The sequence below is a fragment of the Streptomyces sp. TS71-3 genome (assembly GCF_018327685.1).
In the GTDB taxonomy this organism is placed as follows: Bacteria; Actinomycetota; Actinomycetes; order Streptomycetales; family Streptomycetaceae; genus Streptomyces.
In genome coordinates this window covers 4,495,897-4,509,858 of the sequence record NZ_BNEL01000001.1, presented here as the reverse complement: position 1 = coordinate 4,509,858, position 13,962 = coordinate 4,495,897, and the positions used below count along the sequence as shown (strand labels likewise).

Sequence of the window (13,962 nt, the reverse complement as noted above, 5' to 3'; positions counted from 1 at the left end):
CCCGAGGGGAGTCAGTCCAGGTCGATGTGTTCGCCTGGTCCGCGGCCTTCTTCGGGCCGATCAGGGCCCGTTCCGTGACTGCGGGGGTCCGGGTGAACGGAGTGGTCCCCGTGGTCCTCCTTGGCCGCGGGGCCGTGGTCCCCGCCACGGGTCCAGCGCTGTTCCTGCGCGCTCACCACCGAGCGGTAGGCGGAGAGGAGTTCGGAGCCGGCGGCGGCGAGGTGGTCGAGGACGTCGGGGTTGCGCTCGATGACCGGTTCGACGGCGGCCCTGGCCTGCTTCACGGCCTGCCGCACCATCTGCTGGGCGGCGCCCTGCGCGGTCGTGCCGAGCAGCGGGGCGGCGGCTCCGGAGAGTCCGGTCAGCCGGTCGGCCACGACGTCCAGGAGCTTGCGCAGCTCCTCGGCGGCCGAGCCCGGCGGGGGCCCGTACCTGGCGCGGCGGCGGGCACGCTCCTCGGCGAGGTCCTCGGCGACGGCGGTCGCCCAGGCATCGGGGTCGGGCGCGCTCCCGCCCAGTCCCGAGAACTGCGCATCCGGGTCGGGGGCGGGGCGGCTGGGGGTGTCGTAGGGGCTCTGCGGCCCGTTCGCCTCCCGGGGGTCCTCCGGGAGGTCCGGGCGCTCGGCTTCGCTCATGGCGGTCTGACTCCCGCGGACGGTTCCGGCTTCGTACCTTCGACGGTACCGGACCCCGGGGGGCAACTTCACGAAACGTGCGCTCGGACATCCCGGGCGGTGCGGCGGCCCCGTGGAGGACGGCCGTCCCGGATGGTACGGCGGCCCCGTGCGGGGCGGCGGCCGGAGCCCGGGGCGCGGGTCACAGGCCCCGGGGCCACAGCGCCGGGTCCGGCCGGAACCGGATGCGCAGCTCGCCGTCGCGCAGGGCGGCCCCGTCGACCGTGCAGCGGCACAGCGCGGACGGCAGGGCGACGACGCGGCGGAACGGGCCCGCGGTGAGCACGAGTTCGTCGCCGCGCCTGACCAGGTCGAGCTCGGCACGCTCGGCGCCGGGCAGCGGGATGTGCCAGACGAGCACGCCCTCGTCGGCGCGGTGGTCGGTCAGCGGCCAGGGCGGGGTGCCGGCGGGGGTCCCGGGGGCGGGGCGCTCGGGGGTACGGGGCGCCGAGGACCGCTCGGGGGCCGTCCGGGGGCCGGCCCCGGGCAGCCCGGCGGGGCCCGCGGCGGCGGCCAGCGCGGCGAGGTCGTCGAGCCCGCGGGGCTCGCGGCCCAGGTGCGCGATCCGGTACAGCGGCCCGCACGCCCCGCCGGGCCCCGCGCCGTCGCCGCCGGAGCCCGCCCATGCGTCGAGGGTCTTGCGCTGGGCGGCGGCGAGGCCGCCGAGCCACGGGTCGGCGGAGGACTCGGGGACCAGCCGGTTGGCGATCAGGCCGTCCATCCGCAGGCCGTGCAGGGCGAGGCCGGCGGCGGCGGTGCGGACGGCCTCGGCGCCGGACTCCCCCGGCTCGGCGACCAGCCGGACCGTGGTGCCCGGATCCTCGATCACGCTCTGTGCCGTGGCCAGTGCCACGTCCCAGCGGCCCGCGGCCTCGTAGAGCCCGTCGGCGGGCATCGGCAGCCGCGCGAGCCGCCCCAGCACGGGCCGCAGGGCACGTGCCGCGAGGCGCTCCTGCGGCAGCAGCCTGCGCAGGTAGCGGCGGAGCCGCTCGGGCAGCGCCAGGGTGCCGAGGGCCTCGGTGGTGGCGGGCAGGTCGGCCACCACCAGCTCGTGGGGCCCCGCGGCCGCCTCGCAGAGTGCGCGCAGCAGGGCCAGCTCCCGGCTGCCGGGCAGGGGCGTCAGCTCGTCGTCGTGGAACGGGGCAGTGCCGAGCATGTCGAGCGTGGCGGACGCGTGCCGCTGGAGGGCCAGCAGGTCCGCACGGAAGCCGGCGGCGGGGTCGGGGCGCAGCACCGTGAGCCCGGGCAGCGGGGTGACGGGGACGGGCCCCGTGGGCGTGCCCAGGGCCGCGCCCGCGGTATCGGTGGCATCGGTGGTGAGCAGCAGGGTGGCGGTGCCGCCACGGGCGGCCGCGACGGCGGTCGCAGCGGCCACGGTGGTACGGCCGGCGCCCCCGGGTCCGGTCAGCAGGACGGTACGCACGGCGACCCTCCGTCCAGAACGGCGGACCGCACGGTGACCACTCCCCGCACCACGAAGGGGCGCGGGAAACTGCGCGACAAGCCCCCACCGGCCGGCGGCCAGGAAAACAACCGCAAGGGGCACATCCCAGTGACCGGCCGCAAGCGCGCCAGGCCCGCCAGCCCACTCCTCCCCGAACCAACCACTCCGAACACCACGAAGGGGCGCGGGGAACTGCGCGACAAGCCCTCACCGGCCGGCGGCCAAGGAGACGACCGCAAGGGGCTGGGCCTGACGGCCCTCCCCCACTGCCCGAAGGGCGTGGGAGGTACCCCCGGCAGGCGCATCACGCCCGGCAGCGCGCTACCTCCCGAACCGACCGCATCAAAGGGGCGCGGGGAACTGCGCAACCAGCCCGCACCGGCCAGTAACCAGGAAAACAACCGCAAGGGGCCCACCCCGGTGGCCCCCCGTGGGCGAGCGGAAAGGGATGGGCGGGCGGGACGGAACCGCACCGGGGCTACCGGGTCTCCACGCGCTTCTTCAGCCCCGCCAGGGCCCGGTCGATGACGACCTTCTCGGCCTTGCGCTTGATCATGCCGAGCATCGGGATCTTGACGTCGACGGTCAGGCTGTAGGTGACCTGCGTGGCCTCCTCGCCGGCCGGCTCCAGGACGTACGCGCCGTCCAGGGAGCGCAGCATCTGCGACTTCACCAGGGTCCAACTGACCTCGTTGGTGCCCTTCCAGGTGTAGGCGAGGGTCTGGTCGTCCTTGATCGCACCGGCGTCCATGACGAGCCGGACCTGCTCGGCGCGGCCCTCATTGTCGGTGGCCAGCACCTCCGCCTGCTTCACCTCGCCCGTCCAGTCGGGGTAGCGGGCGAAGTCGGCGATCACGTCCATGACATCGGCGGGCGCCGCCTTGATCGTGATGCTCGAACTGGTGTGTTCCGCCATCGCCGTGGCTCCTCAAGGTGCAGTCCGGCCAACGTGTCGGACGGGGGGGGTGAACGCGGTTCGGGTGCCGGGCCCCTGGGCGGTACGGCGGCCCGTGCAGCGGAAGGCTACCGCGCGCCGGTGCACCACCCGAACTGCCGTCTCCCCCGGGCACCGCGGCGGCATGTCCGACCGCCCCGCACCGGGTGTCCCACCACGGCGGGACCGCTCACCACTGGAGCACCCAGGGCCGGCCGGACGACGCGAAGTGGCCCACGTTGACGCACTCCGTGCGGCCGATCCGCATCCTGCGCGCCAGCGGCTGGTGCACATGGCCGAAGAGCGCGTACCGCGGGCGGGTGCGGCGGATGGCGTCGAGCAGGGCGGTGCTGCCGCGCTCGAAGCGGCGCGCCACGGTGTCGTAGACCAGCTCGGGAACCTCCGGCGGTATGTGCGTGCACAGCACGTCCACCTCGCCGACCGCCTCGATCTTCGCGGCGTACTCCTCGTCGCTGATCTCGTAGGGCGTGCGCATCGAGGTCCGCAGGCCGCCGCCGACGAAGCCGAAGACCCGGCCGCCGATCTCGACCCGCTCGCCGTCCAGGACCGTGGTGCCGATCCCCGCGTACTCCGGCCACAGGCCCGGGATGTCGACATTGCCGTAGGTGGCGTACGTCGGAGCGGGGAAGGCCGCGAACAGCTCGGCGTACTGCCTGCGCACCGCCTCCTCGATGGCCGTGCGCGGGTCCGTCCCGATCGCCGACCAGAGGCCGGCGCCGAACGCGCGCGCCTCCTCGAAGCGGCGGGCGGTGCGCAGCTCCACGATCCGGTGCGCGTTCTCGGTCCCGAACAGGTCCGGGAAGATGCCGCGCGAGTGGTCCGCGTAGTCGAGGAACAGCACCAGGTCACCGAGGCAGACCAGCGCGTCGGCGCCCTCCCCCGCGCGCGCCAGATCCCGTGCGTTGCCGTGCACGTCGCTCACTACGTGAACGCGGGTGCCGCGTATACCCCGCCCCGTCCGCGCGTCGTGGACGCCTGATCGGCCGTGTGCGCCGTATACAGGACGCTGACCGAATGCTGTGCCTCCCATACCGAGCAAGCGTAGGACTCCCGGCGAAGCGGTGGAACACGGCCACACCACCCGGACCTGCGGCAACTTCCTACTCGGGAACGGAGTGGACTACTGTGCGCAAAGCAGGGCCGTGGCGTGTGACGCGGCAAACATCTGACCGGGCCCCCTACCGCGCAGGCGGTACTGATGGGTAACGTCCGGGCAGTCCGGTGCGCCGTGGGTGCCCAGCGGTTCAGCGGCTTTCGGCCATTGACGCCCGCAGCTCACCGGCTGAGCCTTGGACAGCACCGTCACATCGCACGTCCGCCCTCCCCCAGCCAGCGCTGGGTGGGGTATCCCCCACGCCCCCAAGGCGGTGGGGGAGCGCCCAGCCCCAACCCACCTTCCAAGGACGCGCCTCGGCGCCGTTTCCCCCGGCGGCGCCAGCGCCCCCACGAGGAGCAGCAGCCTTGCGCGAGTTCAGCCTTCCGGCCCTGTACGAGGTCCCCACGGACGGCAATCTGACCGACATCGTCCGCAGAAACGCGGCTCAGCACCCGGACGTCGCGGTCATCGCCCGCAAGGTCAACGGTGTCTGGCAGGACGTCACCGCCGCCGCCTTCCTGTTCGAGGTGCAGTCCGTCGCCAAGGGGCTGATCGCCTCCGGCGTGCGCCCGGGTGACCGCGTCGCACTGATGTCCCGCACGCGTTACGAGTGGACGCTGCTGGACTTCGCCATCTGGAGCTCGGGGGCGATCACCGTCCCGGTGTACGAGACCAGCTCGCCCGAGCAGGTGCAGTGGATCCTCAGCGACTCCGGCGCGGTGGCCTGCGTGGTCGAGACCGACGCCCACGCGGCCGCGGTGGAGTCGGTGCGGCCGGGTCTGCCCTGGCTCGGCCCGATCTGGCGCATCGAGCCCGGGGCCGGCGCCCCCGGGGCCGGCGCCCCCGGGGCCGTCGAGCAGCTGCGTGCCACGGGCGCGGGCCTGCCCGACGAGGTGGTCGAGGAGCGCAGCTCGGTGGCGAAGGCGGACGACCCCGCCACCATCGTGTACACGTCGGGCACCACCGGGCGCCCGAAGGGCTGCGTGCTCACGCACCGCAGCTTCTTCGCGGAGTGCGGCAACATCGTCGAGCGGCTGCGCCCGCTGTTCCGCACCGGCGAGTGCTCCGTGCTGCTGTTCCTGCCGCTCGCCCACGTCTTCGGGCGCCTCGTGCAGGTGGCGCCGATGATGGCGCCCATCAAGCTGGGCTGCGTACCGGACGTCAAGCAGCTCACGGACGAGCTGGCCGCCTTCCGCCCCACGCTGATCCTGGGCGTGCCCCGGGTCTTCGAGAAGGTCTACAACTCCGCCCGCGCCAAGGCCCAGGCCGACGGCAAGGGCAAGATCTTCGACAAGGCCGCCGACACCGCGATCGCGTTCAGCCGGGCGCTGGACACCCCGGCCGGCCCGTCGCTCGGCCTCAGACTGAAGCACAAGACGTTCGACAAGCTCGTCTACAGCAAGCTGCGGGCCGTGCTCGGCGGCCGGGGCGAGTACGCGATCTCCGGCGGCGCTCCGCTGGGCGAGCGCCTCGGGCACTTCTTCCGCGGGATCGGCTTCACGGTCCTGGAGGGCTACGGCCTCACGGAGTCCTGCGCCGCGACCGCGTTCAACCCCTGGGACCGGCAGAAGATCGGCACGGTCGGCCAGCCGCTGCCCGGCTCGGTGGTCAGGATCGCGGACGACGGCGAGGTGCTGCTGCACGGCGAGCACCTGTTCCGGGGCTACTGGAACAACGACGCCGCGACGGCGGAGGCGCTGGCCGACGGCTGGTTCCACAGCGGCGACATCGGCACCCTCGACCAGGACGGGTACCTGACGATCACCGGCCGCAAGAAGGAGATCCTCGTCACGGCCGCGGGCAAGAACGTCGCGCCCGCGGTGATCGAGGACCGCATCCGTGCGCACGCGCTGGTCGCCGAGTGCATGGTGGTCGGCGACGCGCGGCCGTTCGTGGCCGCGCTCGTCACGATCGACGAGGAGTTCCTGGAGCGCTGGCTGAAGGACCACGGCAAGCCCCCCGGCACGCCGGTGGCCGCGCTCCGCGACGACCCCGACCTGCTCGCCACCATCCAGCAGGCGGTGGACGACGGGAACGCGGCGGTGTCCAGGGCCGAGTCCGTGCGCAAGTTCCGGGTGCTGCCGTCTCAGTTCTCGGAGGAGTCGGGGCATCTGACGCCGTCGCTGAAGCTCAAGCGGAATGTTGTGGCGAAGGATTTCGCCGATGAGATCGAGGCGCTCTACCGGGGCTGACGGTTCCGGGGCCCCTGCGGTTCCGTTCGGCCACTTGGCGGTGGGCGCGCTTTCGCGCGCTTCCCCGCGGCCCTGCCCCTTGTCGGGCTCCGCCCAGCCCCTCGCTGTCTCGTGCCCGCCTTTCGCCGGTGGGACCTTCTCGCGCAGTTCCCCGCGCCCCTTATCGGGGCACACCGTGCTACCGGCGTGCTACCGGCCTCGTAAGCCCGTCCTCGGGAGGGGCGCGGGGAACTGCGCAAACGGCCACGGCGCACCGGCAGCGAGAAGTCGGACCCAAGCCCACGCCGACGTGCCCCTGTCAGGGGCGCGGGGACCTGCGCGAACAACCACGACGCACCCGCAGCGGGGCAGCGGCCCGAGCCCGTCCCGACGTGCCCGTACCAGGGGCGCGGGGAACTGCGCGAACAACCACGGCGCACCCGCGGCCGGACGCCGGGGGCAACCCCTCGTCGGCGTGCCCCCGGCCGGTGTTCTCAGAGGAGGGTTCTGAGGCGTTCCGCCAAGAGGTCCCAGCGCCACTGTTCCTCCACCCAGTGGCGGCCCCGCTCGCCCATCGCGCGGCGCAGGCCCGCGTCGGCCAGGAGGGTGAGGATGCGGTCCGCGGTCCGCGCGGGGGCATCGGGGGCCGCACCGCGGACCACGTAGCCGGTCTCGCCGTCAAGCACCGCGTCGGGGGCGCCGCCGGAGTCGCCGGCCACCACGGGCAGGCCCGTCGCGGACGCCTCCAGGTAGACGATGCCGAGGCCCTCGACGTCGAGACCGCCGCGCCGGGTCCTGCACGGCATCGCGAAGACGTCACCCGCACCGAAGTGCGCCGGCAGTTCCTCACCGGGCACCGGGCCGGTGAACCGTACGGAACCGGCCACTCCCGTCCGCTCCGCCAGGGCACGCAGTTGCTTCTCGTAGGGGCCGCCGCCCACCAGCAGCAGCACGGCCTCCGGCTGCCGGGCCAGCACCCGCGGAAGGGCCCGTACCAGGGTGTCCTGACCCTTGCGCGGCACGAGCCGGGACACGCAGAGCACCACCGGCCGGTCGGCGAGCCCGAGCCGGGCGCGCAGCGCGTCGCCGCCCGAGGCGGGGTGGAAGAGCTTCTCGTCGACGCCGGGCGGCAGGTGGGTCATGCGGGCCGCTGCCTCGGGCGTCAGTGCGGCGGCGATCCGGCGGCGCGTGTACTCGCCGAGGTACGTCACCGTGTCCGTGGACTCGCCGATGCGGCGCAGGAGCTGCCGTGCGCCCGGGAGCTGCGCCCAGCCGGCCTCGTGGCCGTGCGTGGTCGCGACCAGCCGTGTGGCGCCCGCGCGGCGCAGCGCCGGCGCCATCAGGCCGAGCGGCGCGGCGGCCCCGAACCAGACGGACGTGCAACCGTGTTCCCGCAGCAGCTCGACGGCGCGGCCGGTCATCCGGGGAGTCGGCAGCAGCATCGTGGTGCGGTCGCGCACCACGGTGAACGGCTGCTCGCGGTCGAAGGCTGCGGTGGCCCTGGCGCCCTCTTCGCCGCGCTTCCAGGTGGACGCGTAGACGACGACGCGGTCCTGATCGAGCCGGCGGGCGATGTTGTGCAGGAACGTCTGGATGCCGCCCTGACGGGGCGGGAAGTCGTTCGTCACGATGAGCGTCCTGTGCATTGCGGTCGAGAGTACCGAAACGGCTCTCCCCGGTCGCTGACCGGTACGGCGGCACGGCATCATGGCGGAGCCGGAAACGGAGCCGGGACCGGAGCCCATCCGGAACCGGAACCCATCCGGAACCGGAGGCAGCCGGCCGGCGGCGGCGCGGACGACGGAGAGCGGCACAGCATGGATATGGCGGCCAGGACGGCGCGCGGGATACCGGCGGCGCTGTGGGTCGTCGGCGCCTGGGCCGCCACCAGGGTCGTGCTGCTGCTGTGGGTGCTGGGCGCGCTGCGCTTCCCCGGCCTGGACGTCACCGGCGACGTGTCGGTGATCTACCACGGCTGGTACGAGGTGCTGCGCACCGGGCACTTCCCGGCCTCCGACGTCGCCTGGCAGTACCCGCCCGGCGCCGCGCTGGCGGTGCTCTCCCCCGCGCTGCTGCCGTTCCTGCCGTACGCCACGGCCTTCTTCGTGCTGCTGCTGGTGGCGGACGCGCTGGTGCTCGGCATGCTGCTGCGCGCGGCCCGGCGGCCGGACAGGACGGTGCGCGGCGCCTGGGTGTGGGTGGTGGGGGTACCGCTGCTCGGCCCGACCGGATACGCGCGCTACGACCTGATGGTGACGGCGGTGGGCGTCGCGGCCCTGCTCGCCGGTGTCCACCGGCCCCGGCTGCTGGGGGCGCTCGCGGCGTTCGGAGCGCTGCTGAAGGTGTGGCCCGCGCTGGTGCTGCTGGGCACCCGGCGCGGCCGGGCCACGGTGCGGTCCTGGGTGACGGCGGCCGTGGTCGCCGCGGGCCTGCTGCTGGGGGCGTGGGCGGTGGTGCCGGGGGCGCTGTCGTTCCTGCGTTTCCAGGAGGACCGCGGCACCGAGGTCGAGTCGCTGGGCGCCCTCGTGCTGCACGTGGCCCGGAACCTGGGCTGGCCGGGCGAGGTGGCGCTGCGCTACGGCTCGGTGGAGTTCCTGGGCCCGTACGTGGAGTTGGTGAGCACCCTGGCGCAGGTGCTGTCGGTGCTGGCGCTGGGCTGGCTGCTGGTGTGGCGGTGGCGGGCGGGCACCTGGTCGGCGGGCACGCTCGCGGACGCGGCCTTCACCGCCGTGCTGATGTTCACCACGACCAGCCGCGTGATCAGCCCCCAGTACATGGTGTGGCTGGTGGGGCTGGCCGCGGTGTGCCTGCTGTTCCGCGCGGGGCCGATGGTGCCGTCCGCGCTGATGGTGCTGGCCGCGTCCCTGGTGACGACGCTGGAGTTCCCCGTCTTCTTCGATCACGTGGTCGCGAGCGACGACTGGGGGATCCTGCTGCTTGCCGTCCGCAACGCCCTGCTGCTGGCCGCGACGGTCACCGCGGCCGCCGGGCTCTGGCGGCGCACGGTTCGGCCGTTCCGGCGGGGTGCCGGGGAGCCGGGGAGCCTCCAGGAGCCGGAGGAACTGGTCGGGTCCCGCTGAGCGGGAACGGGGTGCGGCTCACGCTCAGCGGGACAGGGTTCGGCTCCCGCTGGACCGGGGACGGGGTGCGGCCCCGCTGGCCTCAGAAGGGGTGCAGGTCCCCTCTGACCGCTCTGTACCGCGAGCCCCCGGGTGCCCGGTGCCCGGTGCCCGGTGCCCCGGATGGCCGCAGGGGCGCTCAGCGGAGTTGGGTCCGCAGGTAGGTCCGCCAGCGCGCGGTGAAGGCCGCGGTGTCGATGCCGAGGACGTCCCTGAGCGCGCCGTCGACCGCGCCTGCGCGCTCCGTGTGGGTGCCCACCGCGCGGTAGAACTCGCGCAGGCGCGCCTCGCCCCACTGGTCCGCGATCATCCGGCAGGCCAGCCAGCCGCCCTCGTAGGCCTCGGCGAGCGGGTCGGCCTGCTGGGAGAAGCGGAAGTCGGCGTCGGACGGCAGCGCCTTGGGCACCCGGCCCTGGCGCACGGCGCTCCGCAGTTCGGGCGCGGCCTGGCCGGGGGTGCGCCCCGTGCCGCGGTAGCCGACCCAGTCCGCGTAGCCCTCGGAGAGCCAGAGCGGGGTCGCGGGCGAGGTCACCGTGCGGGTGGCGACGTGCGTGGTCTCGTGCGTCAGCACGACCTGCCGGCCGAGGCCGCTGAGCATGCGGTACGCGTCCGGGTTCACGATGATGCGGTCGGCGGGCGCCCGCGAGGAGCCGCCGGTCTCGCCCGTGGTGACCGCCGCGATGCCCCGGTAGCCGGCCGCGGGCGCGCCCAGCAGCGCCGCCATGCCGTCCAGCGAGCCGGGCACCTCGACCAGGACGCGGCCGGACCATCCCGCCCGTTTCCCACCACCGCCCTCGGCCGAGGGTGCTCCCTGCCCGCTGCTTCCCATGCCCCAGGCCTGCCGCACCGCGGGTACCGCGCGGTCGGCCAGGCGTGCGAAGTCCTTGAGCCGCGCGGTGTCCTGGCCGACGCCGAGGACGAGGCTGTGCGCGCCCGTCACGGCGGTCACCCGGCCCTGCTCCCAGAGCTGCTGGGGGCCGTGCTCGGCGGGCCGGTCGGCGGTGACGTACCAGCGGCCGTCCCTGCGGTGCAGGGTCAGGTCGCGGGAGGCGGTGACGGCGGCGGAGTCGTAGCCGTCGATGCGGTAGCGCAGCTCGGCGGTGGCGCCCGCGATGGCACCCGAGCGGTGGAAGGACGTGACGCGGTAGGCCCAGGACTCCAGGGGGACCGCGGCGAGGTTGCGGAAGGCCGTCGCCGAGCGGCGGGTCGCGGCCGCGTCCTCGCCGGCGCCGCCCGTGGCCAGGTAGTCCGTCTCGTCCCGGTCGAGGACGGCTCGGGCGCGGCGGTCCAGGAGGCTCTGGACGTTCGCCTGCGCGGGGTCGGCCGGGGCGGGGTGGTCGCAGCCGACGAGGGCGGCCGAGGCGATGCAGAGCGCGGCGAGCGCGCTCCAGAGCCGTGCCGTTCGTCTGCCACCGTCTTGACCCGCCACGGACACGATCGTACGGCGCCGGGGGCCGGGGCTCTCGGCGAGCGGCTGTCGTCGGGGCCTGGGCGGCCCCGGGCCTCCGTGGGCGCTTCGCGCCCACCCCCGCCGGCGCGAGGGGGTGCTTCCGGCGTCTCCGGACGAGGCTGTCGTTCTCGGTTGCTCGCGCAGTTCCCCGCGCCCCCACGCGGCGGGGCTGCGCCCCAAACCACCAGGCGCTTCGCGCCCCCCACCGCCACCAGCGAGCACTTTCCTCATCTCCGGACCGGACCGTCACTCCCGGTTGCTCGCGCAGTTCCCCGCGCCCCCATACGGCGGGGCTGCGCCCCGATCCGTCGGGGGAGGTCAGATTCGGGTCACCGATGACACCGGCATCATTCCGATGGGGTCGTATCTGACGGGGGCGCCGGGGTACGGGGCGTGGATGACCTGGCCGTGGCCCGCGTACATGGCGATGTGGCTGGCGTCCTCGCGGTAGGCCACCAGGTCGCCGGGGCGGATCTGGGAAAGCGGTACCTGGCTGCCGGCGTAGCGCTGTGACTGCGAGGTGCGTGGCAGGCCGATGCCCGCCTGGGCGTACGCCCACTGGGTGAGGCCGGAGCAGTCGAAGCCGGCCGGGCCGTTCGCTCCCCAGACGTACGGGCGGCCTAGCGCCGAGCGTGCCGCGGCGAGTGCGGTGGCCGCGCGCTGCGATGCGGGCTGGGCGCCGGGGGCGGGGACCTGGCCGGGGCGCGAGGCGTGCGCGTACGCCGCGCGCTGGGCCGAGGTCAGGGTGGCCAGCAGCCGCCGGGCCGTGGTGAGTTTCCGCTCGACGGTGTGCTTGTGGCGAGCCGCGGCCCGGCGGGTGCGCTCCAGCTCGCGCAGGCTGCCGACGGCCTCGGCACGGTCCTGGGCCACGCTGCGCTGGAGCGACTGGTACTCCTTCAGCCGGCCCGCGGTGCGGGCGCCGATCCGGGCGAGGGCGGCGGCGTCCTCCAGGAAGCTGTCCGGTTGCGCGGAGAGCAGCAGCCCCAGGGTGGGGTCGACGCCGCCGGTGCGGTACTGCGCCCCGGCGATCGACCCGAGCGTGCCCCGTATCGTCTCGATGCGGCGCTGCCCGTCGGCGAGCCGGCCCTGTGCCGAGGAGACCTGCGCGGCGAGCCGGGTCGCCTGCTCGGTGGCCCGGTTGTACGCCTCGGTGGCCTGCTCTGCCTGCCGGTACAGCCGGTCCACCTCGGCCTTGGCATCGGCCTCGCGCGCCGCCGGTGCGGCGCCCGCCGGCACCGCGGCGAGCGCGGCGGCCGCGGTGGCCGTGGCGGCGGACAGGACGGTGACTCTGGTGCCAAGGGTGGCCCGGCCCTGGCCGGGCCCGGCGATACGGCGATGAGACCCCACAGGTAGCCGCTCTCCTTCCGCTGTCGAACCCCCAAGACGGGGGAACGCGACGCCAGAGAGTAACCAGACGACTACGCAGGGGCCACAAAGCCACACCGGTGCGCCGCCGTTGGGTTCAGCCGCAGGCGCAGGTCAGCGGTGGATTACGGGGATATGCCGGAGGCGGCGACGGATCCGAGATTCGCTCGTTCGGACGCATCACACGCGGTGTCGATGCCGGATGCCCGGTCCCCACGAAGGGACCGGCTACCGTCCCGGGAGAACGCCGGGCGCCGAACGGCGCCCGGGGCACGGGACGTTCGGACTCGGACGCCGATCAGACGCGGACGCCGAACTGGAAGGGCATGTTGGCCATGGACTCGTAGCGCACCACGGCACCGGTGTGCGGGGCGTGCAGGATCTGGCCGCCGCCCGCGTAGAGGCCGATGTGGCTCAGGTCGCCGTAGAAGAGCACCAGGTCACCCACGCGCAGGTCGCTCTTGGAGTAGATCCGCGTACCGGCGTTGGCCTGGGCCTGGGAGGTGCGGGGTATCGAGACGCCGGCCTGGGCGTAGGCCCAGGAGGTCAGCCCGGAGCAGTCGAACGAGCTGGGGCCCGTCGCGCCGTAGACGTAGGGCGAGCCCATGGCGCGCTGGGCGGCGGCGAAGGCCGCTGCGGCCCGGCCCGAGGCGGAGGTGCCGCCGCCGAGCCGCTCGCTGTCGCGGCTGGCGCGGCTGTCCTGTGCCGCCATGGCCTGACGCTCGGCGGCCGTCAGGGAGTTGAGGAGCTTCTGCGCCTGGGCGAGCTTCCCCTGGACTTCCTTCTTCTTCTTGCCGAGCTCGGTGCGGGTGTCCGCGAGATCCTTGAGCTTGGCGGTGGCTTCCTTGCGCTGCTGTGCCAGGGAGCGCTGCTTCTCCTGGATCTTCTTCAGCGCCTCGACCTGCTGGCCGCTGAGCTGGTCCAGCGTGGTGGCCTTGTCCAGGTAGCTGTCCGGGTCGGACGAGAGGAAGAGCTGGACGGAGGGGTCGATGCCGCCCGAGCGGTACTGGGCGCTGGCGACCGAACCGAGCTGGTCCTGCAGCTGGTTGAGGTCGTCCTGGCCGCGGGCGACCTTGTCCTGGAGGTCGCTGACCTCTTTCTGGAGCTTCTGCTGCTTCTCCTTGGCCCCGTCGTACGCCTCGGTGGCCTTCTCCGCCTCGTGGTAGAGCTTGTCGACCTTGGACTTGACCTCGTCCTTGCTCGGCTTCGGGTCGGCCTGTGCGGCCTGTGAGGTCAGGGCGACCGCAGCTGCGGCGGTTGCGGTGAGCACGGTCACGCGTGCGCGGCTCGGCTGTTTGGATCGACGGTGGGACGCCACGGAGGCGAGCTCCTTCTTCCTCCAGCCGCCTACCGAAACGCTGGTGGGCGGGTGCTCCTCCACCGTCGCTCCCGATGAGCGATCACCCGAGCGGAGGTTCGAGGAGACAGTAGTGACCTTCTTGTGATCAGTTCAAATCCTGACAGGAAAAAACTGCCGCTCCGAGAGGTTTCTTTACTCTCAACTCACCAATAGTGATATGCGGTTGACTTTCCGTCGCGCCAGGAAGCCATATATTCGGGCATCAAAGGCAGACGTTGCCGATGACGCTTAACGGATCAACGTCTCGAAGCCACCTGCCGATGTAACCCCGCGGAGCGGCCTTGAGCGACCTCGAAACGGCGTCAAGGCGCCGTCAATGCGGCGGCGG

Annotated in this window: 10 protein-coding genes; 2 read left to right on the top strand and 8 right to left on the bottom strand. The window is 73.8% G+C overall.

Going from position 1 to position 13,962, the window contains the following annotated elements; all coding sequences use genetic code 11:
- Window positions 1-11: 11 nt before the first annotated feature.
- From Sm713_RS18215 to Sm713_RS18200, 4 genes are all read right to left on the bottom strand, one after another.
- The gene (locus Sm713_RS18215) at window positions 12-635 is read right to left on the bottom strand and encodes a DUF5304 domain-containing protein (protein ID WP_212910651.1); all 624 of its coding nucleotides are present in this window, start codon (window positions 633-635) and stop codon (window positions 12-14) included.
- Between the two features lie 181 nt (window positions 636-816).
- Window positions 817-2,097 (bottom strand): ArsA family ATPase, encoded by a 1,281-nt coding sequence (locus Sm713_RS18210; RefSeq protein ID WP_212910650.1) that lies wholly within the window; start codon window positions 2,095-2,097, stop codon window positions 817-819.
- Window positions 2,098-2,596: 499 nt separating this feature from the next.
- Window positions 2,597-3,034 (bottom strand): SRPBCC family protein, encoded by a 438-nt coding sequence (locus Sm713_RS18205; RefSeq protein ID WP_212910649.1) that lies wholly within the window; start codon window positions 3,032-3,034, stop codon window positions 2,597-2,599.
- A 208-nt stretch (window positions 3,035-3,242) separates the two neighbouring features.
- The gene (locus Sm713_RS18200; protein ID WP_374196002.1) at window positions 3,243-3,995 is read right to left on the bottom strand and encodes a metallophosphoesterase; all 753 of its coding nucleotides are present in this window, start codon (window positions 3,993-3,995) and stop codon (window positions 3,243-3,245) included.
- Between the two features lie 539 nt (window positions 3,996-4,534).
- On the opposite strand from Sm713_RS18200, the gene Sm713_RS18195 reads away from it, so the two are divergent.
- Window positions 4,535-6,361: a long-chain fatty acid--CoA ligase gene (locus Sm713_RS18195; RefSeq protein WP_212910647.1), complete on the top strand. Its 1,827-nt coding sequence runs from the start codon at window positions 4,535-4,537 to the stop codon at window positions 6,359-6,361.
- A 473-nt stretch (window positions 6,362-6,834) separates the two neighbouring features.
- Here Sm713_RS18195 and Sm713_RS18190 read toward each other — a convergent pair whose 3' ends face one another.
- Window positions 6,835-7,986 carry a glycosyltransferase family 4 protein gene (locus tag Sm713_RS18190; RefSeq protein WP_212910646.1) on the bottom strand — a complete coding sequence of 384 codons (1,152 nt, stop codon included), beginning with the start codon at window positions 7,984-7,986 and terminating at the stop codon, window positions 6,835-6,837.
- Between the two features lie 177 nt (window positions 7,987-8,163).
- On the opposite strand from Sm713_RS18190, the gene Sm713_RS18185 reads away from it, so the two are divergent.
- On the top strand, window positions 8,164-9,420 hold the full coding sequence (locus tag Sm713_RS18185; protein WP_212912093.1) for a glycosyltransferase family 87 protein: 1,257 nt from the start codon (window positions 8,164-8,166) through the stop codon (window positions 9,418-9,420).
- A gap of 178 nt (window positions 9,421-9,598) precedes the next feature.
- On the opposite strand, the gene Sm713_RS18180 is transcribed toward Sm713_RS18185, so the two are convergent.
- The 3 genes from Sm713_RS18180 to Sm713_RS18170 all read right to left on the bottom strand — a co-directional run bounded on the left by Sm713_RS18180 (window position 9,599) and on the right by Sm713_RS18170 (window position 13,592).
- Window positions 9,599-10,888, bottom strand: coding sequence for a hypothetical protein (locus tag Sm713_RS18180; RefSeq protein ID WP_249416363.1), 1,290 nt, complete (start codon window positions 10,886-10,888; stop codon window positions 9,599-9,601).
- Between the two features lie 339 nt (window positions 10,889-11,227).
- Window positions 11,228-12,256, bottom strand: a complete 1,029-nt coding sequence (locus tag Sm713_RS18175) for a C40 family peptidase (protein WP_212910645.1) — start codon at window positions 12,254-12,256, stop codon at window positions 11,228-11,230.
- A gap of 316 nt (window positions 12,257-12,572) precedes the next feature.
- Window positions 12,573-13,592, bottom strand: coding sequence for an NlpC/P60 family protein (locus Sm713_RS18170; RefSeq protein WP_212910644.1), 1,020 nt, complete (start codon window positions 13,590-13,592; stop codon window positions 12,573-12,575).
- Window positions 13,593-13,962 lie beyond the last annotated feature (370 nt).